This is a genomic window from Nocardioides abyssi (assembly GCF_030412915.1).
In the GTDB taxonomy this organism is placed as follows: Bacteria; Actinomycetota; Actinomycetes; order Propionibacteriales; family Nocardioidaceae; genus Nocardioides; species Nocardioides abyssi.
On record NZ_JAUHJR010000002.1, the window covers coordinates 324925 to 344738 of the forward strand.

Below are 19814 nucleotides of genomic sequence, written 5' to 3' on the forward strand. Positions count from 1 at the left end.
GAGCAGACTGACGAAGGTGGAGGCACCGCGCATGACCACGACGACCGCGACGGCCGGCACGACCGACCCCGAGCTGAGCGACTTTCCCACGCTCACCGAGCGCTACCAGCGCGAGCTGCTGGCGCACTGCTACCGGATGAGTGGCTCGGTGCACGAGGCCGAGGACCTCGTGCAGGAGACCTTCCTGCGCGCCTGGAAGGCGTCCGCGGACTTCCAGGGCCGCAGCTCGGTGCGCACCTGGCTCTACCGGATCGCCACCAACGTGTGCCTGACCAACCTCGAGGGCCGGCCCCGCCGGCCGCTGCCCGCCGGGCTCGGCACGCCGGACCAGATGGCCGGCGAGGCGCTCGAGACCGACCACGAGATCGCCTGGCTCGAGCCGGTCCCCGACGCCGCCGTCGTCGTCGCCGAGCGCGACTCGATCCGCCTGGCCTTCGTCGCCGCGCTCCAGCACCTGCCGGCCAAGCAGCGGGCCGTGCTGATCCTGCGCGACGTGCTGCGCTGGTCGGCCGCGGAGGTCGCGGAGGCCCTCGACACCACCGTCGCCGCGGTCAACTCCGCCCTCCAGCGCGCGCACGCCCAGATGAAGGGTCGCGGGCTCACCGAGGACACCGTCGAGCCGGACCTGACCGAGGCCCAGCAGCAGCTGCTGGAGCGGTACGTCGAGGCCTTCTGGCGCAAGGACGTCGACGCGATCGTCTCGATGCTGACCGCGGAGGCGACCTGGGACATGCCGCCGTTCACCAGCTGGTTCAAGGGCGCGACCGCCATCGGCTGGCTGATCGGCAACGAGTGCCCCGGCGGCGCCCACGACATGCCGATGCTCGCCACCTGGGCCAACGGCCAGCCCGCCTACGGCCTCTACATGCGCGGCCCCGACGGCGCCTTCACCCCGTTCCAGCTGCAGGTCATCGAGCTCGACGGCGACCGGGTGCGCCACGTGACGGCGTTCTTCGACGCCCGGCTCTTCGCGACCTTCGGGCTGCCCGACCGGCTGCCGGCCGACCACCGGCCCCAGCCGAACGCCCAGCCGCCCGCCCAGCCGGTCCCGTGACCCGGGCGCTCGACGGCGCCGTCGAGCTGCTCGACCGCTCGCTGGCCTACGCCCGCGGCGCCCTCGCGGACGTGACCGACGCCGACCTCGACCGCGCCACCCCGTGCACCGCCTGGACGCTGGGCGCGCTGCTGGCGCACATGGAGGACGCGCTCGACGCGTTCACCGAGGCCGCGAGCGGGGTGGTCGAGGTCGAGCCCGCGCCGCCCGCCCGCACCCGGGTCGACGCGCTGCGCGAGAAGGCCTGCGCGCTGCTCGCCGCCTGGACCCGCGCCGCCGGCGCCAGCCGGGCCGGGCCGGTGGCCGTCGGCGACGCCGACCTCGCCGGACCGGTGCTGGTCGCGGCCGCCGCGGTCGAGATCACCGTCCACGCGTGGGACGTCGGCCGCGCGACCGGTCGCGGTCGCCCCGTGCCCGACGACCTGGCGCGCGGGCTGCTCGCCGTCGCCGGGGTGGTCGTCGACCCCGCGGACCGCGGGGTGCGCTTCGGGCCGGTCCGGCCCGCGGCCGACGACGCGGCGTACGACGTGCAGCTGCTGGCGTTCCTCGGCCGCGACGCCGGGCTGCACCTGGCTGGACCACCGGTGGCCATGTCCCGCGAACCCGGCACGCGCGGAGGCCGCGCTTCCTAGGGTGGCGGCCGTGCTCCCGCCCGCCGACCCCCTCGTCGACCTCGTCGACGCCATCCCCGAGGCAGCGGCCGCGGCGGTGCCCGTCACCGTGCCCGTCACCGTGCCTGCGGCCGTGCCCGACACGGGTCACGGGCCGGTCGACCAGGTCCTCGCGCTGGTCCGGGCCGGCCGGGTCGTCGAGGCGCTCTCCGCGCTGACCCGGCTCCGCGGCCAGGGGCTCGACGACCGCGAGGGCGTGCGAGCGGCCGCGGCGACGATCGAGTGCCGGCTCGCGCGCGGCGACCTGGGCGACGCGGTGACGCTGAGCGACCGGCTGGCGGCGTACACCGCCGGCCCCGACGACGTCGCCGCCGTCGCCCACTACGCCCGCGCCGAGGTGTCGGCCGCGCTGGGCGACGTGGAGCCGGCGCTGGAGCGGTTCGCCGCCGCCGGTGACGCGCTCGCCCGGGTGCTGCCGGTGCCCGCGCACGTGCTGGAGGTGCCGTGGCGGTCGGGCGCCGCGCTGGCGTCGGTGCGCGCGGGCCGGTTCCGCGAGGGCGCCGACCTCGCGCGCGAGCACCTCGTCGTCGCGGAGGCCTCCGGGTCGCCGTACGCCGTCGCGGGCGCCCTGCGGGCCCTGGCCACCGCCGACTCCGGCGCCCGCCGCACCGAGCTGCTGCGCGCCGCCCGCACCACCCTCGCCGACGCCGCCCGCGACGGGGTGCGCGCCGAGCGGCTCGCCGCCCAGCTCGACACCGACCTCGCCGGCCTGCTGATCCTCACCCCCGGCCGCGACGCCGCGCGCGAGGCGGTGGGCCTGCTCCGGGGCGCGGAGGAGTACGCCGGCCGCCAGGAGCTGTGGCCGCTGCAGGGACGGGTGCGCCGCCTGCTCGACCAGCTCGGCGAGCGGCCCCGTCGCGTGCAGTCCGAGGCGCTCGCCGCCCTGACCGCCTCCGAGCGGCGCGTGGCCGGGCTCGCCGCCGACGGCCTCACCAACCGCCAGATCGCCGAGCAGCTCCTCGTCACCGTCAAGGCCGTCGAGTGGCACCTCTCCCACGTCTACCGCAAGCTCGGGATCACCTCCCGCACCCGGCTCGCCGGCGCGCTCGGCGCCTAGCGGGCCCCACCGGCAGGCGGCAGCCGCGGGGCGTCGGCCGGGACGCGGTCGAGGATCCAGGCCTGCACCTGGGCGTCGTCGGGGGAGAGCGCGTCGCTGATGGCGTGCGGGACGACCCGGCTGAAGTAGTCGGTGACGGGGCCGTCGGACTCGCGGACGATCATCCCGGCGGCCTGGCCGTCGACGATCCAGGAGCCGAGCACCACGTGGTTGCCCTCGTAGACCGGCAGCTGGGTGTAGCCCTGGTAGACCCAGCCCTCGTCGCCGTACACGCCGGGCATCCGGGTCTCGTAGCCGTCGGCGAGGTGGATGCGGATGTTGTCGCCCTCGCGTCCGTGGAGCGGCTTGGCCACCCACTCCTCGAGGTCGCGCGGCTCGTCGAACCACGCCGGGAGCAGCAGCCGGTGGCCGGGGTTGCGCTCCCACAGCACCGGCAGGATCGCCTTGGTCGACAGCAGCACCTTCCACGCCGGCTCGAACCAGCGCACCGGCTGCCGCTCGGCGCCGTCGACGACCAAGCGGCCGAACTCCTCGCCGAGCATCTGCTCCCAGGGGTAGAGCTTGAACGCGGTGCGGATCGGCCGGTCGTGGGCGTCGCGGAACTCCCGGGCGTCGGGGTTCCAGCCGACCTGCGCGATCGGCTGGGCGTAGGCGTCGATGCCGGCCTGGACGGCGCAGTCCATGAGGTAGGCGACGGTCATCTCCATCTCGCCGCCGTCGTAGGAGCCCTCCTCGCCGAGGTCGAAGAGGAAGTGCACCCGCCCGTCGCCGAGCGCGCCGTAGTTGAGCAGCCGGCGCCAGGCGTTGACGAGGCGGTCGTGGACGCTGTTCCACTGGTCGACGTCGGTCATCACGTCCTCGACCCACCGCCACTGCGCGACGCCGGTCTCGACGAGCCCGGTGGCGGTGTCGCCGTTGACCTCGAGCATCTTCACCGAGCCGTCGGCGCCGTAGGCCAGGTCGAAGCGGGCGTAGATCGCGGGGTCCTCGCGGGCGATCGACTCCCGCACCAGGCCGAGCGTGCCGGGCGGCAGGCCGAGTCGCTCGTCGGTCATCGTCGCGGCCATGTGCCCGGCCGCATCGACGCACATCGCCCACAGCTCCTCGGTCGCGGCCTCGAGCATCTCGACCTCGTCCATGGTCAGCTCGTACCAGGCGGCCTCGTTCCAGTACGGCACCGTCGTGCCGTCCGGCTTGTCCGTCGTGGGGTAGACCAGCCCCTGCTCGGTGACGAGGCGCTCCCAGTCGGGGCGCGGGCGCGCCCGGTGGCGCCACATCAGGCGATGCTCGCGCAGACGATGAGGCCGACGCTCAGGGCGCTGGACGCGGCGACGTACGCCAGCGGGCGCGCCGGCCCGGGCGAGGTGACGATCCGGCGCAGGTCGCCGGGGGTGATCGCCTCGACCACGAAGAACATCACCGCGTTGAGCACGATGCCGAGCGCGCCGAAGGCCAGCGTCCAGCCGAGCGCCTCGCCGAGGTCGGTGGCGCCGTTCATCCAGATCGCGGTGAAGAGCACGCCGGCGTTGGAGACCAGCCAGGCCGAGGTGACCACGGCTGCGGACTTGCTCGCCGCGTGCACCGACTCGTCCCCGCGCTCGTCGACCCCGCGCAGCGCGTTGCCGAGGTGGCCGGGGGTGACCAGGTCGAGCACGTAGTAGGCCGCCACGAGCAGCGCGCCCGCGAGGACGGCGTAGACGACGGCGTGGCCGAGGGAGCTGAGCAGGTCCGACATGGGGTTCCTTCGGGGGTGCGGGCGTGCGGGGGTGCGGGGTGCGTGCGCGATCAGGGAGGTCCGGGGCGGCCTCAGCCGGAGAAGCCGCGGTTGCTGCCGCCGAAGCCACCGGTCTTGGTGGTCGTCTTGACCGTCTGGCCGCCGACGGCGGGCAGGCCGCCGCGCTGGACCCGGCCCGACAGCGCGGATCCGTTCCAGGTGCCGCCCGAGACGGGGGCGCCGAGCGAGGGGACGCGCGAGCTGGCGGCGAGGTAGTACCAGAAGAAGCCGGTGCCGACGCCGGTGTAGTCGCTGTCGGTGTCGCACTGGTCGTCGTCGACGCGCTCCTCGGTCTCCGGGTCGACGCACACCGCGGCGTAGTCGGCCGAGGAGGAGGCGCAGCCGGTGAGGCCGGCGGCCACCACCGCGGTCACGCCGATCGCGACGCTCGTCGAGCGCATCCGGCGGCGGGTCTGGCTCATCTGTCCTCCGAGACGGGTGGTGCGGGGCGGGGCCGGGACCCAGTCTCCCAGCCCGGTCACAACCACGTCATCGACCGGCCGTGCCCGTGGGTCCAGGCGACCGCCCGGCCGTCGACCCCGAGCACGAACGTCGGCGTGGCCGGCGGCTGCGGACCGGTCGCCGTGACCCTCGGCAGCACGTCGGGCCCCTCGTTGCTGATCCAGTGGCAGGCGCCGTCGGCGACCAGTCCGGTCATCAGGTCGGCGAAGCGCTCGCGGTCCGGCGCGGTCAGGTAGGCGACGACCGCGCTGTGGAAGACCACCACCGGGCCGTGCGCGGACGCCTCGGCCACCAGCGCCGGCACGTCGGTCAGCAGGTCGCCCTGCCGCAGGTCGGGCGGGTCCGCCCGGGCCACCTCCACCGCCCGGGCCAGCAGCGCGCGGCGGTCGTCCTGCCCGGGCCAGACCAGCGTCTCCAGCCAGCCGGTGGTGTCGGGGTCGGTCACGTCGAGGGGGTGCAGGTCCAGGCCGGCGCGCCAGGCGACGGCCGGCGGGGTGGAGGGGTACGCCGGCGGGCCGGCCGCGCCGGGGTGGACCTCCACCGTGCAGGTCAGCTCGCCGGCACCGGCCAGCGGCGCCTCGCCGACCACGTGGCCGGCCGGGTCGGTCCACCGGTAGCCCCAGCGGTCGGGGTAGAGGCACAGGCCCGCGCTGGCGCCGACCTCCACGAGCGCCACCGGCCGGTCGGCCCCGAGGGCGGCCAGCGCCGGGACGAGGGTCGCCAGGCGGCGTACCTCGTTGGTCTGGGTGCGCCGCTCGAGCACGGTGGCCCGGATCTCGTCTGAGGCGGGGCCGAGCAGGGCCTCGCGGAGCGCGCCGTAGGGGCCGGGGGCGGGGACGCCGTGCCACCGGGCCGCGGCCAGGACCAGGTTGGGCTGGGCCTTGCCGGCGGGCAGGGTCGCGAGCCAGGCGAGCACCTCGGGGTCGTCGGCGATCGCGAGCGCCCAGTCGCGGAAGCACGGGGACTCCGCCGCCTCGTCGGCGAAGCGGCGGTACATGGCGCGCGGCTCGGCGTACGGCTCCATGCCTGCATCCTGGCACCGGCCGGCGTCGCCGTTCCTCAAGGAATGGTCAGGGCTGCCGCGAAGCCGGGACGGCCCGGCGGGCGGCCCCCACCATGGGGGGATGGCGACCTGGGGGGGACGGCCGACGGCTGCTGCCGTCCTGGCGCTCGGCGTGGGCCTGTGCGCCGCCACGCTGGCCGGGTGCGCGCAGCCGGCGGTCGACGAGGCCCAGGCGGTCCGCGCCGCGGTGAGCCGGCTCGGACCCGTGGCCGAGGTCGAGGTGAGCCGGCCCTCGGGCGACCGCGCCCCCACCGTCGCCGTCGTGCTCGAGCCCGGCACCGGCCCGTCCCGCGCCACCGCCGTCGTGCGCGGCGTCGCGCGGGCCGCCGCGGCGCAGGGGTGGCGGACCTACCTCCTCGAGCTGCGCGACGCGGCCGACCGCGGCGACCTGCTGATCGCCGACGAGACGCTGCGCTCCGGGGTCCGCGCGGTGCTGGGCGACCAGCGCCGGGTGGCCGACGCCGTACTGGGTGCAGTGACCTGGCGGGTCGAGACCTCCGGGACGACGGTCACCGTGAACGCCGTCGGCGGGCTGGTGCACGACGCGCAGGAGGCGGCGCGGACGGCGTACGGCGACCGCACCACCACCTGGCGGTTCGCGGCCGGCCCCGGCACGGTCGTCGTGGACCGCAAGGTCGGCCCGATGGACGTCGAGGTGGTCCGCCGGGCGCAGCGGTCGCTGACCTCGCCCTCCCTGCCGGCGCCGGCCGAGCGGTGGACGCTGTCGGTGCGCGACGACCACGTGCTGCTGGACCTCGCGGTCGCCCTGCCCGGCGGGCCGGTGCCGCCCGCCGAGCTGGAGCCCGGGCGGGCCGCGGCGCTGGTGCGGCCGGTCGCGCTGGCCGCCCGCGCCGCCCTGCTGCCCGCCCGCGACCTGTTGGTGTCGGTCCGGCTGCGCCAGGCCGGGCCCGCCACCGACGTCTTCGCCTGGTGGACCAGCGACCACCCGCCGGTCCCGGGACGCGACCCGCTCGCCCGCGGCTGGGACCGTTGGTTCGCCGCTCTCCCCTGACGGTCCCGACCCCGCCTCGTGCTGCTGAGCGTGCGTCCTGGCGCACGCTGGGCAGCACGAGGCCGGGGGTGGGTCTCCCTCAGCCGGCGGGCAGCGCGACGTACGTCGTCTCGAGGTACTCCTCGATGCCCTCGAACCCGCCCTCGCGGCCGAAGCCGCTGGCCTTGACGCCGCCGAACGGCGCCGCGGGGTTGGAGATCAGGCCGGTGTTGACGCCGACCATGCCGAACTCCAGGGACTCCGCCAGCCGGATCGTGCGGGCCAGGTCGCGGGTGTAGACGTAGGAGGCCAGGCCGTACTCGGTGTCGTTGGCCTGGGCGACCGCCTCCTCCTCGGTCTCGAAGGTGGTGATCGGGGCGACCGGCCCGAAGATCTCCTCGGCGTTGATCGCGGAGTGCTGGGGCACGTCGAGCAGCACGGTCGGCGGGTAGAAGTAGCCCGGCCCCTCGTGCGGCTCGCCGCCGACGACGACCCGCGCCCCGTCGGAGACCGCGTCGGAGACCAGCCCGCTGACCGAGGCCACGGCCTTCTCGTCGATGAGCGGGCCGACGTCGGTGCCCTCGTCCTGGCCGCGGCCCAGGCGCAGTCCGCCCATCCGCTCCCCGAGCCGCCGGCCGAACTCCTCGGCCACGTCGGCGTGGACGAGGAACCGGTTGGCGGCCGTGCACGCCTCGCCCATGTTGCGCATCTTGGCGACCATCGCGCCGTCGACGGCCGCGTCGAGGTCGGCGTCGGCGAAGACGAGGAACGGCGCGTTGCCGCCGAGCTCCATGCTGACCCGCTGGAGCCGCTCGGCGGACTGGCGGACCATCACCCGGCCCACGGCGGTCGAGCCGGTGAAGGAGACCTTGCGCAGGCGGTCGTCAGCCTGGAGCGACTCGCTGATCTCGGCGGCGTGGGTCGACGGCACCACGTTGAGCACGCCCTCGGGCAGGCCGGCCTCGGCGAGCACCGCGGCCAGCGCGAGCATCGTCAGCGGGGTCTGCGCGGCGGGCTTGACCACCATCGTGCAGCCGGCGGCGATGGCCGGGCCGATCTTGCGGGTGCCCATGGCGAGCGGGAAGTTCCACGGCGTGACGAACAGGCACGGGCCGACCGGCTTCTTCAAGGTCAGCAGCCGGCTGCCGCCGGCAGGGTTGGGCATGTAGCGCCCGTGGATGCGTACGGCCTCCTCGGAGAACCAGCGGAAGAACTCGTTGCCGTAGGTCACCTCGCCCTTGGCCTCCGCCACCGGCTTGCCCATCTCCAGGCTCATCAGCAGCGCGAAGTCGTCGGCGCGGGCCGCCACCAGCTCGAAGGCGCGACGCAGGATCTCGCCCCGCTCGCGGGGCGCGGTCCGGGCCCAGTCGGCCTGGGCGGCGACGGCGGCGTCGAGGGCGGCGGTCGCGTCCGCGACGGAGGCGTCGGCGACGTCGGTGAGCACCGATCCGTCGGCGGGGTCGAGCACCTCGAAGCGCGCGCCGGCCTCGGCCGGTCGCCATCGGCCGCCCACGAACAGGTCGCGGTGGTGGTCGTCGAGGAGGGGCAGGCGGTCTGGTCCGGTCATGACGTGAAGCCTGTCACCTCGACCTTCTCCACGAAATCGCAGACACGTCCCGAGGTGCGTGGAATGCTGGTGCATGTCGACTTCGGAGGGAGCACCTAGAAGGCGGCACTGAACCCCTTGCCGACCCCATGCGGCGAGGGGTTCTCCCTTGTCCGGCCGCGTCGTCCCCACGTCGCGGCCGGGCCGTCGGTCCGCCGGCCCGGTCTCGCTGCCCCCCACGTCGCGGCCGAGCCGGCGGACCGTCCTCAGCGCGCCGCCCGGAGGAACGCCTCCAGCAGCGGACCGGCCGTGCGCGAGCCGGACGCCCCGCGCTCGACGAAGACGGCGACCGCGAGGTCGCCCTGGGCCGCGGCCATCCAGGCGTGGGTGTCCACCCGGCCGTCGTCGTCGAACTCCGCGGTGCCGGTCTTGGCGATCACCGGCGGCCCCGGTACGTCGGCGAGCGCGGACCCGCTCCCCTCGGTCACCACCGCGCGGAGCATGGTCCGCAGCGCGGCGACCTCCGGCCCCCGCAGCGGCTGGACCCCCTCGGGCACCGCGACCTCGACGTCCTCGAGCAGCCGCGGCACGACCGTCTCGCCGCGCTGGATGCTCGCCAGCACCGACGCGACCGCCATCGGCGACGCCAGCACCGCGCCCTGGCCGATCAGGTCGGCCGCGGCACCGGTCTCGGAGGTGGGCGGCTCGACGCTGCCGAAGTACGCCGGGAAGCCGAGGTCGTGGTCGACCCCGAGGCCGAGGGACGCGGCCGCCCCGGCGAGCGCGTCGTCGCCGCCGGTGCGCTCGAGCCGGCCGCGCTGGGAGATGAAGGCGGTGTTGCAGCTCTGCGCGACCGCGGTGCGCAGCGGCACCCGGCCGAGCGCGGAGGCGGGGTAGTCGGAGTAGTTGGTGAACCGCTTGCCGTCGACGTCCAGCGTCGCCGTGCACGGCACCAGGCTGCTCGGCTCGAGGCCGGCGCGCAGCAGCGCCAGGCTGGTGACCGCCTTGAAGGTCGAGCCCGGCGCGAGCCGGCCGTAGGTGGCGAGGTTGTAGCCGTCGTTGCCCGGCCCGTTGGCCACGGCGAGCAGGGCGCCGTCGCTGGGCCGCACGGCGACGAGCGCGCTGGGCGGCCCGACCCGGGCGAGCGCCTGCTCGGCGGCCTGCTGCAGCCGCGCGTCGAGGGTCAGCGCGAGCGGGTCGCCGGCGGCCGCGTCGAGCCGGAAGACCTCGCGCTGCTCCCCTCCGGGGCCGAGGGCGTCGACGACCACGCCGGCGGCGCCGCGCAGCTGCTCCTCGTAACGGGCCTGCAGCCCCGACAGCCCGGCCCGGTCGCCGGCCTGCAGCGACGGGTCCTCGGCGACCATCTCGGCGGTGACGTCGCCGACCGTGCCGAGGATCGGCGCCGCGAACTCCCGGCTCGGCGCGAGCGACCGCTCCTCGGGGATGCCGATGACGCTGTCCAGCGCGCCGATGCCCTGCGCGACCGGCGAGGGCACCTCGTCGTGGCGGTAGGTGATCGCCTCCACGAAGGCCTGCTCCCCCGCCGCCCGCACACGCGGGACGTACGCCGCCACGTCGATGTCGACCAGCCGGGCCAGCGCCCGGGCGTCGGCCACCGCCGACCGCTTGTCGGTGCGGGCCCGGTCGACGCCCATCACGACGACCGGGCGGGAGGTCACGAGCGCCTCGCCGCGGGCGCCGGTGATCTCGCCGCGGGCGGCCGCGAGCGTGGTGCGGTCGAGCACCTCGTCCTCGGCGAGGCTGGGCTCGACGAGCGCCCGCTCCCAGGCGACCTGCCAGGCGGTGCCGTCCTCGCCCGTCGGTTCCTCGACGAGGGACGCCTCGGTCTCGTAGGTCCACGGCTCCGCGCCGTCGAGGAGCGGCCAGGCCCAGGTGAGCGTGGCGGTCGCGGCTCCGTCCTCCGCCTCGCGCACCTCGCCGACCTCGACCGCGGGGCGCAGGTCGTCGCCGACGCCGAGGCCGGCGACCACGTCGTCGTACCCCGCCTGGGGCTCCTCCCGCCCGTCGGCCGGGGCGAAGTCCGCCGTGGTCAGGTCGCCGGCGGCCAGCGCGCCGGCGAGGGCCTCCGCTGCCTGGACGGGTCCGGGGCCGTCGTCGTCCGCGCTGCACCCGGCCGCGGCCGCCCCCACGAGGAGGACGGCCGCGACCGCGAGGTGCCCGAGAGGTCGCATGCGGACCCTTCTACCAGTCCCGGCCGACACCGGGCGGGCAGCGGCGCGTCAGGGCAGCAGCGGCGAGACGAGCGGGAGCAGCCCGTTGGCGTGGCCGAGCCGGTTGGGGTGGAAGCTCTCCGCGATCGGGCTGGAGAGGCCGTTGATCCACTCCGGGCTGTCGCAGACGGCGTGCCCGGCGAACCGCGACGTCGGGTTGGCGAAGGTGAACCCGCGCGCCGCCGCCGCAGCGGCGAGCCTGGCGTTGAGCAGGTCCGCGGTCTGGTTGAGGCGGGTCTGCTCGGCGGGGCTGAACCAGGTGCCGGCGTTGCAGTCCTCGCCCATGAACAGCCGGGGGTAGCCGACGACGACCACCCGGGCGTTCGGCGCCTTGCTGCGGATCGAGGAGTAGAGCGTCGTGAGCGCGCCCGGCAGGGTCGCGTTGATGTAGGACTGCGCGGTGGTGATGCGGCCGTCGCAGTTGCTGGCCCAGGCCGGCAGCGCGCAGGCGGTGATCACGCTGGTGAAGCCGGCGTCGTTGCCGCCGACGGTGACCGTGACGTAGCGGGTGGTGCTGCTCAGCGCGGCCAGCTGCCCGGTGACCTCCGGGATCCGCGCGCCCGAGCAGGCGGCGAAGGTGAGCGCCCAGCCGCGCTGGGCGGCGAGCAGGCTGGGGTAGGCGTGGGACGAGCGCTGGCACGACGAGCCGTCCGCCAGGTAGGCGCGGGTGCCGGTGCCCGAGGCGTAGGAGTCGCCGAGCGCGACGTACGACGGCGGCGCGGCGACGGCGGGCGCCGGCGCGAGGACGAGCAGCGCGCCCACGAGGGCGCTGGCGAGACTGGTGACGAGCGCGGTGACGGCTGCGCGGGGACGCGCGCGCCGACGGGAGTGGTCCACGGTGACCTCCGAGAGGGATGGATGGTCACCCGAGACGTGTGACCGGGATCACCCAAGCATCGCGTGGATCTGCTGACCAGTGGGAAAGGCATCGATCTTCCCCTCGACCAGGTCGGTGACCGCCGCCTTGAACCGCGGGCAGGTCGCGATGTCGTGGGCCCCGCATCGCAGCGCGTGCTCGGTCATCTCGCGGGAGCGCTCCATCTCCTGCATCCGGCGGTCGAGGTCGTCGAGGTGGGCCTGGAGCACGGTGTGGCGGTCGGCGGCGTCCGCGTCGAGCATCACCGCGACCTGCTCGAGGCTCATCCCGGCGGCCTTGCTGCGGATGATGACCGCGACGCGCACGACCTCGTCCTGGCCGTAGCGACGCCGGCCCGCGGCGTCCCGCGCAGGGGTGAGCAGGCCGACGTCCTCCCAGTGCCGCAGCACGTGCGTGGCGAGGCCGAAACGGCCCGCGAGGTCGCCGACGGAGAAGGGCTGCACGCGCTCGCTTGACTTCATGTCCACATGAACTCACAGACTCGCTGCCATGGACAACTCATCCCGGACCTCGGCCCCCGCCACCCACGACGTCGTCGTCATCGGCGGCGGCCCCGCCGGCCTCCAGGCCGCCCTCACCCTCGGCCGCGTGCACCGCTCGGTGCTGCTGCTCGACAGCGGCAGCTACCGCAACGCCACGGTCGACGCGATGCACAACTTCCTCAGCCACGACGGCACCCCGCCCGCCGACCTGCGGGCGGCCGTCCACGCCGAGCTGGCGGCGTACCCCACCGTCGAGGTGCGCGCCGTCGCCGCCACCCGCACGCGCGCCGACGGGGCGGCGTACGCCGCCGACCTCGCCGACGGCACCTCCGTCACCGCCCGCGGGCTGGTGCTCGCCACCGGGCTGCGCGACGCGCTGCCGGACAAGCCCGGGCTGGCCGACCTGTGGGGGCGGGAGGCCGCGCACTGCCCGTTCTGCCACGGCCACGAGTACGCCGGTCGGCCGGTCGCCGTCCTCGGCGGCGGGCCCGCGGCCGGCCACCTGACCCGGATCATGGCTCCCGTGGCGTCGCGGCTGACCGTGCTCGCCGACGGCGCGCCGCTCGAGGCGGACCTGCCGGCCGGTGTCGACGTGCGCCCCGAACCGGTCGCCGGCTTCTGCCGCAGCGCGGGCGGCGCGACCGTCACCTTCGCCGACGGCTCGACCGAGGACTACGCGGGCGTCTTCGTGGTGCCGGTCAGCACCCAGGCCGCGCCGTTCGCCGAGCAGCTCGGCCTCGCACTGCTCCCCTCGGGCGGGGTCGAGGTCGACGTCATGGGCCGCACCAGCCTGCCGCGCGTCCACGCCGCCGGCGACATGGCGCACGTCGCCGCCCTGCCCATGCCGGTGGCCTCCGTGCTCGTCTCCGCGGCCGCCGGGCAGGTCGCCGCCGCCTCGATGGTCGCCGCGCTCCTGTGACCGGGTCGGCCCGGTGGCGGGGTAGTCCGTGACGGTCGGCAGGCGGATCGAGCGGGATCACCTGCGGAACGTCACGGACTACGCCGACCGCGGACGCCGACCTGTGGAGAACCAGCCCGGGCGGCCGAGAGCGGAGGAGGAGCGGTCAGTCCTTGTGGCGCGGCTTGCGGGCGGGGGCGCGGGACGGGCCGTTGTCCGGCTGGAGCTCGATGAGCTTGCCGGAGATCCGGGTGTCCTCGAGCTTCTTCATCACCGACGGGGACAGGTCGGCCGGCAGCTCGACGAGGGAGAAGTCCGGGCGGATCTGGATGTGCCCGAAGTCGCCACGCTGGAGGCCGCCCTCGTTGGCGATGGCGCCGACGATCTGGCGGGGCTCGACCTTGTGCCGCTTGCCCACGTTGATGCGGTACGTCGCCATCGGCACGTCGGTGCGCCCGCGCGGGCGGCGCTCGCCGCGCTCGGGCCGGTCGCCGCGGTCGCCGCCCCGGTCCGGGCGGTCGTCGAGGCGCTGCGGGCGCTTCTCGGCGGCGGGGTCGAGCAGCAGCGGGGTGTCGCCCTGGGCCACGACGGCGAGCGCGGCGGCCACGTCGACCTCGGGCACGTCGTACTCCTTGACGTAGTGCCCGATGATGTCGCGGAACTTCTCGATCCGGTCGGTCTGGCCGAGCGCCGCGGTGATCGCGTCGTCGAAGCGCGAGAGGCGCGTGGCGTTGACGTCGTCGACGTTCGGCAGCGGCATCTGGGTGAGCGGCTGCTTGGTGGCCTTCTCGATGTGCTTGAGCAGGTAGCGCTCGCGCGGGGTGACGAACGAGATCGCGTCGCCGGTGCGGCCCGCGCGGCCGGTGCGGCCGATGCGGTGGACGTAGGACTCGGTGTCGGTGGGGATGTCGTAGTTGACGACGTGGCTGATCCGCTCGACGTCGAGGCCGCGGGCGGCGACGTCGGTGGCGACGAGGATGTCCAGCTTGCCGGACTTCAGCTGGTTGACGGTCCGCTCGCGGACGGCCTGCGCCACGTCGCCGTTGATGGCGGCCGCGGAGAACCCGCGGGCGCGCAGCTTCTCGGCGAGCGTCTCGGTCTCGTGCTTGGTGCGGACGAAGACGATCATCCCCTCGAAGTTCTCGACCTCGAGGATGCGCGTGAGCGCGTCGACCTTCTGCGGGTAGCTGACCAGCAGGTAGCGCTGGGTGATGTTCGCGGCCGTCGTGGAGCTGGCCTTGACGGTGATCTCCTGCGGGTCGCGCAGGTAGCTCTTGGAGAGCCGGCGGATCTGCGCGGGCATCGTGGCGGAGAAGAGCGCGACGTTCTTGTCCTCGGGCGTGCTGGCGAGGATCGTCTCGACGTCCTCGGCGAAGCCCATGTTGAGCATCTCGTCAGCCTCGTCGAGCACGAGGAACCGCAGCTCGGAGAGGTCGAGGGTGCCCTTGTCGAGGTGGTCCATGATCCGGCCGGGGGTGCCGACGACCACGTGGACGCCGCGGCGCAGGGCGGAGAGCTGTACGCCGTACGCCTGGCCGCCGTAGACCGGCAGGACGTGCACGCCCTTGCGGTGGGCGGCGTACCGCTCGAACGCCTCGCACACCTGGAGCGCGAGCTCACGGGTGGGGGCGAGCACGAGCGCCTGGGGCGTCTTCTGCTTCAGGTCGAGCTTGCTGAGGATCGGCAGCGCGAACGCGGCGGTCTTGCCGGTGCCGGTCTGCGCCAGGCCGACGACGTCGCGACCCGCGAGCAGGGGCGGGATCGTGGCGGCCTGGATGGGCGACGGGGTCTCGTAGCCGACGTCCTTCAGCGCTCGCAGCACGGCGTCGTCGAGGCCCAGGTCCGCGAAGGTGGTCGTGGGGGCAGGGGCGTCGTCGGTGGTGCTCACCCTCCCCACCGTAGAGGTTCCGCGCACCTGCGCGCTCTTCCCCGGCGCGGTGCGCTGGGTCACCGCGTCCCGGAGCACCCGGTCGCGCGTCCCTCCGGACGTGGTCCAGACCACACCACAGAACCGGGAATGGAAACGGACCGCGGTCCGTTCTAGTGGTTGAACTTTGAACGAACCTCGGCGTCACCCGAGGTCACCACCACCACCTCAGGAGCCCCGCATGAGCATCTTCAGCCGCAAGTCCGACACCGTCGTCGACACCGCCCCGGAGGCCGTCTTCGACGCCGCCACCACCGCCGTCGACGACATCTCCGGCGACTACACCATCGACGCCTCGCACAGCCGCATCGGCTTCAGCGCCCGCCACGCGATGGTCACCACCGTCCGCGGCGCGTTCAAGGAGTTCGAGGGCACCGCCCACATCGACGCCGCGAACCCCGCCGCCTCGTCGGTCTCGCTGACCATCACCACCGCCAGCATCGACACCGGTTCCGCCGACCGCGACGGCCACCTCGTCTCCGCCGACTTCTTCGACGCCGAGGTCAACCCCACCATCACCTTCCGCTCCACCGCGGTCGAGAAGGTCGACGCCGACACCTGGGCGATCACCGGCGACCTCACCATCAAGGGCACCAGCCGCCCGGTCACCATCGCCTTCGACGAGACCGGCTCCGCGCAGGACCCGTTCGGCAACCTCCGCGTCGGCTTCGAGGGCAGCACCGCCATCAACCGCAAGGACTGGGGCCTGACCTGGAACGCCGCGCTCGAGACCGGTGGCGTCCTCGTCTCGGAGAAGATCAAGCTCGAGTTCGACGTCTCGGCGATCAAGAACGCCTGACCCCCGGCGTCCACCCGGACGCCCCGCAGCACCCCGGACGGGGCCGCCCTCGAGAGACCCTCGAGAAAAAGGGCGGCCCCGTCCGTCGTCCCCGTGGTCTCATCCTCCGCATGAGCGCCCCCGACGAGAGCGACCACCCGGCGCTGCCCGGCCTGCCGGCCGGCCTCACCGCCCGCCCGCTGACCATGGACGACGCGGCCGCCGTGCACGCGGTCATCGCCGCCGAGGAGGTCGTCGACCTCGGCGAGGCCGAGCTGACGTTGGAGGACGTGGTCGCGGACTGGCAGCGCCCGTCGTATGACGTCGCCGCCAGCACCGTCGGCGTCCTCGACGGCGACCGGCTCGTGGCGTACGCCGACCTCTCCGCCCCCGACGTCGCCTACACCGCCGTCCACCCCGACCACCAGGGGCGCGGCATCGGCACCGCCCTGGCCCGGTGGGTGCAGGCCCGGGCGCGCGCCGCCGGGTCGACCCGCGTCGGCACCCAGGTGCCGGAGGGGAGCGCGGCCGACCGGCTGCTGGCCGACCTCGGCTACGAGGTGCGCTGGACCGCGTGGGACCTCGAGCTGCCCGAGGGGGCGGAGGTCCGGGCGCGGGCGCTGCCGGAGGGCTACGCGCTGCGCGACGCCACCGAGGCCGACCGCGAGGCAGCGTGGACGCTGGTCGAGGACGCCTTCCTCGAGTGGTCGGAGCGCGAGCGGATGTCACTGGCCGACTTCGGCGCGCGCGTGTGGGACCGGCCCGGCGCCGAGCCGTGGAACCTGCGGCTGCTCGTGCACGCCACCGGCTCCGGCTCGGGCGAGGAGGTCGTCGGCGCGACGCACGTCTACCTCGCCGGCGACGCGGCGTACGTCGCCCGGATCGCCGTCCGCCCCGACCACCGCGGCCGCGGGCTGGCGCCGGCGATGCTCGTCGACGCGTTCGGCCAGGCGCGGGAGCACGGCGCGGCCCGCTGCTACCTCTCCACCGACACCCGGGCGGGTGCCCGCGGCCTCTACGAGAAGGTCGGGATGGTCGTGTGCTCGACGTGGATCCACCGGAGCACCACCCTGTAGCCATGGCCTCCTTCGTGACCCGCTACGACTTCCGCGTGCCCGGCGGCGACGCCGCGACCCGGCAGGAGGTCTACGCGCGGTCGCTGCAGCAGGCGGCGTACGTCGACGCGCACGGCCACGACGCGATCATGCTGTCCGAGCACCACGCCGCCGAGGACGGCTACCTCCCCTCGCCGCTGCTCGTCGCCTCTGCGATGGCCGCGGTGACGACGCGGGTGCCGATCACCGTCGCCGCGCTGCTGCCCAACCTGCACGACCCGCTGCGCCTCGCCGAGGACATCGCCGTGCTCGACCACCTCGCGGCCGGGCGGGTGTCGTTCACGCTGGGTCTGGGCTACCGCGAGGTGGAGTACGCCCTCTTCGACCGCCCCTGGGGCACCCGCGGCCGCGACCTCGAGGCCGCGATCACCACGATGCTCGACGCATGGTCCACCGGCCGGGTCACGCCGCGGCCGTTCAGCGACCCGCACCCCTTCCTGCTCTACGGCGGCGGGACGCCCGCGGCCGCCCGCCGCGCCGCCCGGCTCGGCCTGTCCTTCCAGCCGCAGCACTCCGACCCGGCGCTGAAGGAGGAGTACGTCGCCGCCTGCCGCGCACTCGGTCGCGAGCCCGGCCTCGTGCTGACCGCGCCGGCCGGCCCCGCGAACGTCTTCTGCGCCGAGCGGCCCGAGGAGTTCTGGGAGCGGTGGGGCCACCACCTGCTGGCCGACGCCACGGCGTACCAGGCCTGGCACGGCGACGCCGCCTCCCACGTCCTCGACCCCTCCACCACCGTCGAGGAGATGAAGGCCGCCGGCGTCTACCTCGTCTGCACCGCCGACGAGCTCGTCGACCGCATCCGCTCCCGTGACGTCCGCCTCGTCACCAACCACCCCGCCTGCGGCGGCCTCCCCGCCGACCCCTCCTGGGCCTCGCTCCGCCTCGTCACCGAGACCGTCCTGCCTGCCGTCCGGGCGTAGCGGCCGGTCGTCGTGGGTACCCCCGGTGGGTAGGCGCATCCCACGTTAACTTGGGATCCTCACGCTTCCCTGCCGATGCATCGGCCGCAGAGCGGGAGGGATGGCCGCGGAGTGGCGACGGGTGGCGGGCGCCGGGGTCAGAGCTCGACGGTGGTGACGACGCTGGTGACCGACGGGCGCGGCGGGGTCGAGGAGAACCCGAAGCGCGGTGGCGGCTCGACGCGGGCGAGCCGGCCGAGGGGTACGCCGTCGAAGGTGCCGGCCGCAGCCGTCACGGCCACGTGGTCGGTCGCGCCGTACCACTCGCGCCGGGTGCCGGCGGCCGACCCGCGGGTGCGCACGCCGCGCAGCACCAGCCGCGCGACGGGGTCGGTGAGCGTGCAGAAGGCCGGCGCCGTGGCGACCCGGTCCGGCACGACGCGCAGCAGCCGGCCGAGCCCGGTGCGGCGGCCCACGGCGAGGTCGAGCACCAGGGAGTCCGACCGCACGGCCCACCTTCCGTCCGGCTCGGTCACCGCGAACGGCTCGATCCGCACCTCGTCAAAGGTGTAGGTCGCGGCGATGAACTCCGCGGCCCCGTCGTGGGGAGCGAGCAGCACCCGGTGGCCGGCGGCCGTCTCGACCATCGCGTCGGCGAACGCACCGAGCGGGGTGTCGTGCCAGTGCCCGACCACGACCCGCACGCCGCTCGTCGTGCCGACCCCGGCGATCCGGCCGCGGAAGCGCTGCCTCACCCGCCGCCCCCCCGGCGAGTGGCCGGAGCCGGAGCCGTGGCCGGAACCGGAGCCCGTGGCAGGGCCGTTGCCGGGCAGGACGGCGAACGGCAGCTCGGCGCCGGACCGCAGCGACGCGGGCAGGCCGGAGACCGCCACCAGCGCGACGAACCCGCTGATCAGCTTGTCGCCGAGGGAGACCAGCAGGTTGGAGGCGCCGACGGCGACGACCAGCTGCGCGCCGTAGTCCTCCAGCGTCTGGCGGATCGTCTCCTGCCCGTGGCCCGTGGCGCCGCCGAGGGCCAGGAGGAGGATCGGCACGGCGACGAGGCTGCAGGCGACCGCGACGACCACGTTGAGCGCGAGGAACCGCGGCAGGGACCGCCCCATCCGCCACCGCCGCACGCCGTAGCCCCACAGCAGCGCGCCCAGGACGTTGACGGCAGCGAACGGCAGCGACTCCGTGCCGCTCGGCACCGTCCCGACCAGGTTGGTCGACAGCCCGACCAGCGCGCCGTGCCACGGACCGAGCGCGAACGCGGCGAGCGCCGTGCCGACCATGTCCAGGTGGGCCGGGAGCTCGAGCAGCTCGACCAGCTCGCGACCGGCCAGGTTGACCGTGACGCAGGCCAGGAGCAGCAGGAGGACGTGGGTCCACCGTCGTCGACCGGCCCCGGCGGGCGCTGGCTCGGTCGTCGCCGGTCCGGGGTCGACCGACGTGGCAGTGGTGGCGGGTGGCGGGTGGCGCAGCCAGTCGTCGACCAGCGCGGGGTCGGCGTCGAGCGCGCGGACGATCTCGCGCACCAGCGGGACGTTGACCCGGGCGCGGCCCGTGCGGAACGCGTCGTACACCGTCGTCCGGGCCACCCGCGCCGCGTGCTCGTCGAGGCCGTCGGCGACCCGCTGCTCGGCGACCCGCCGGGCGATCTCGGCGAACGACGGCTCCCCCGCCGCCCGTCGGAGCAGCTGCAGCCCCTCGGCGAACCGGTCCCACCGGTTCGTGGCTGCCGGTTCGGCGCCCCCGGTCTGCTCGGCCCGGGCGGGGCGCGCGTCGTCGAGGTGCACGGTGCGTCCTCTCCCCATCGAGTCTCCCCGCGCGGTGCGTGCGGACGCCCAGCCTAGGAGCCGTACGCCGCCCGCGCGGCCTGTTCGGGAACGTCCGGGGTCGGGCCCGGGACGCCCGACCCCCCGGTCCCCCGGTCGGACCGGCCTGACACTGGTGCCGCGGACCTCCGAGCCAGGGGGAAGCTCGGCG

General features: G+C 75.2%; 18 protein-coding genes. 8 read left to right on the forward strand and 10 right to left on the reverse strand.

Going from position 1 to position 19814, the window contains the following annotated elements; translation table 11 throughout:
* The first annotated feature begins 31 nt into the window (after positions 1 to 31).
* From QWY29_RS06625 to QWY29_RS06635, 3 genes are read left to right on the forward strand one after another with little or no spacing between them, the layout of a single operon-like run.
* On the forward strand, positions 32 to 1054 hold the full coding sequence (locus QWY29_RS06625; RefSeq protein ID WP_300959906.1) for a sigma-70 family RNA polymerase sigma factor: 1023 nt from the start codon (positions 32 to 34) through the stop codon (positions 1052 to 1054).
* The gene (locus tag QWY29_RS06630) at positions 1051 to 1686 is read left to right on the forward strand and encodes a TIGR03086 family metal-binding protein (RefSeq protein ID WP_300959907.1); all 636 of its coding nucleotides are present in this window, start codon (positions 1051 to 1053) and stop codon (positions 1684 to 1686) included. The genes QWY29_RS06625 and QWY29_RS06630 overlap by 4 nt, the downstream gene beginning before the upstream one ends.
* Before the next feature lie 10 nt (positions 1687 to 1696).
* Positions 1697 to 2782 (forward strand): LuxR family transcriptional regulator, encoded by a 1086-nt coding sequence (locus QWY29_RS06635; RefSeq protein ID WP_300959908.1) that lies wholly within the window; start codon positions 1697 to 1699, stop codon positions 2780 to 2782.
* On the opposite strand, the gene QWY29_RS06640 is transcribed toward QWY29_RS06635, so the two are convergent.
* The 4 genes from QWY29_RS06640 to QWY29_RS06655 form a co-directional block, all read right to left on the reverse strand.
* On the reverse strand, positions 2779 to 4059 hold the full coding sequence (locus tag QWY29_RS06640) for a glutathionylspermidine synthase family protein (protein WP_300959909.1): 1281 nt from the start codon (positions 4057 to 4059) through the stop codon (positions 2779 to 2781). The two genes, QWY29_RS06635 and QWY29_RS06640, sit on opposite strands and share 4 nt — an antisense overlap.
* Entirely contained in the window at positions 4059 to 4517 is a 459-nt protein-coding gene (locus QWY29_RS06645; RefSeq protein WP_300959910.1) for a DUF350 domain-containing protein, read from the reverse strand. The genes QWY29_RS06640 and QWY29_RS06645 overlap by 1 nt, the downstream gene beginning before the upstream one ends.
* Before the next feature lie 71 nt (positions 4518 to 4588).
* On the reverse strand, positions 4589 to 4978 hold the full coding sequence (locus QWY29_RS06650) for a hypothetical protein (RefSeq protein ID WP_300959911.1): 390 nt from the start codon (positions 4976 to 4978) through the stop codon (positions 4589 to 4591).
* A gap of 56 nt (positions 4979 to 5034) precedes the next feature.
* Positions 5035 to 6042 carry a DUF2332 domain-containing protein gene (locus tag QWY29_RS06655; RefSeq protein WP_300959912.1) on the reverse strand — a complete coding sequence of 336 codons (1008 nt, stop codon included), beginning with the start codon at positions 6040 to 6042 and terminating at the stop codon, positions 5035 to 5037.
* A gap of 100 nt (positions 6043 to 6142) precedes the next feature.
* On the opposite strand from QWY29_RS06655, the gene QWY29_RS06660 reads away from it, so the two are divergent.
* Complete coding sequence (locus QWY29_RS06660) at positions 6143 to 7093, forward strand: hypothetical protein (RefSeq protein WP_300959913.1); 951 nt, start codon at positions 6143 to 6145, stop codon at positions 7091 to 7093.
* A 79-nt stretch (positions 7094 to 7172) separates the two neighbouring features.
* Here QWY29_RS06660 and QWY29_RS06665 read toward each other — a convergent pair whose 3' ends face one another.
* From QWY29_RS06665 to QWY29_RS06680, 4 genes are all read right to left on the reverse strand, one after another.
* Complete coding sequence (locus tag QWY29_RS06665) at positions 7173 to 8639, reverse strand: NAD-dependent succinate-semialdehyde dehydrogenase (RefSeq protein ID WP_300959914.1); 1467 nt, start codon at positions 8637 to 8639, stop codon at positions 7173 to 7175.
* 245 nt (positions 8640 to 8884) lie between these two features.
* Positions 8885 to 10810, reverse strand: coding sequence for a penicillin-binding transpeptidase domain-containing protein (locus QWY29_RS06670; RefSeq protein ID WP_300959915.1), 1926 nt, complete (start codon positions 10808 to 10810; stop codon positions 8885 to 8887).
* A gap of 48 nt (positions 10811 to 10858) precedes the next feature.
* Positions 10859 to 11686, reverse strand: a complete 828-nt coding sequence (locus tag QWY29_RS06675) for an SGNH/GDSL hydrolase family protein (RefSeq protein ID WP_300959916.1) — start codon at positions 11684 to 11686, stop codon at positions 10859 to 10861.
* A 48-nt stretch (positions 11687 to 11734) separates the two neighbouring features.
* Positions 11735 to 12187, reverse strand: a complete 453-nt coding sequence (locus tag QWY29_RS06680) for a MerR family transcriptional regulator (protein ID WP_300959917.1) — start codon at positions 12185 to 12187, stop codon at positions 11735 to 11737.
* Positions 12188 to 12215: 28 nt separating this feature from the next.
* On the opposite strand from QWY29_RS06680, the gene QWY29_RS06685 reads away from it, so the two are divergent.
* Entirely contained in the window at positions 12216 to 13127 is a 912-nt protein-coding gene (locus QWY29_RS06685) for an NAD(P)/FAD-dependent oxidoreductase (protein ID WP_300959918.1), read from the forward strand.
* A gap of 145 nt (positions 13128 to 13272) precedes the next feature.
* Here the strand turns inward: QWY29_RS06685 and QWY29_RS06690 are convergent, their stop codons facing one another.
* Complete coding sequence (locus QWY29_RS06690; protein WP_300959919.1) at positions 13273 to 14994, reverse strand: DEAD/DEAH box helicase; 1722 nt, start codon at positions 14992 to 14994, stop codon at positions 13273 to 13275.
* 220 nt (positions 14995 to 15214) lie between these two features.
* Here QWY29_RS06690 and QWY29_RS06695 point away from each other — a divergent pair, with 220 nt between their 5' ends.
* The 3 genes from QWY29_RS06695 (at position 15215) to QWY29_RS06705 (ending at position 17846) form a co-directional block, all read left to right on the forward strand.
* Positions 15215 to 15832 carry a YceI family protein gene (locus tag QWY29_RS06695; protein WP_300959920.1) on the forward strand — a complete coding sequence of 206 codons (618 nt, stop codon included), beginning with the start codon at positions 15215 to 15217 and terminating at the stop codon, positions 15830 to 15832.
* A gap of 110 nt (positions 15833 to 15942) precedes the next feature.
* Positions 15943 to 16887 (forward strand): GNAT family N-acetyltransferase, encoded by a 945-nt coding sequence (locus QWY29_RS06700; RefSeq protein WP_300959921.1) that lies wholly within the window; start codon positions 15943 to 15945, stop codon positions 16885 to 16887.
* A 2-nt stretch (positions 16888 to 16889) separates the two neighbouring features.
* Positions 16890 to 17846 (forward strand): LLM class flavin-dependent oxidoreductase, encoded by a 957-nt coding sequence (locus tag QWY29_RS06705; RefSeq protein WP_300959923.1) that lies wholly within the window; start codon positions 16890 to 16892, stop codon positions 17844 to 17846.
* A 137-nt stretch (positions 17847 to 17983) separates the two neighbouring features.
* On the opposite strand, the gene QWY29_RS06710 is transcribed toward QWY29_RS06705, so the two are convergent.
* Positions 17984 to 19624: an ECF transporter S component gene (locus tag QWY29_RS06710; protein WP_300959924.1), complete on the reverse strand. Its 1641-nt coding sequence runs from the start codon at positions 19622 to 19624 to the stop codon at positions 17984 to 17986.
* Between the last annotated feature and the right edge of the window lie 190 nt (positions 19625 to 19814).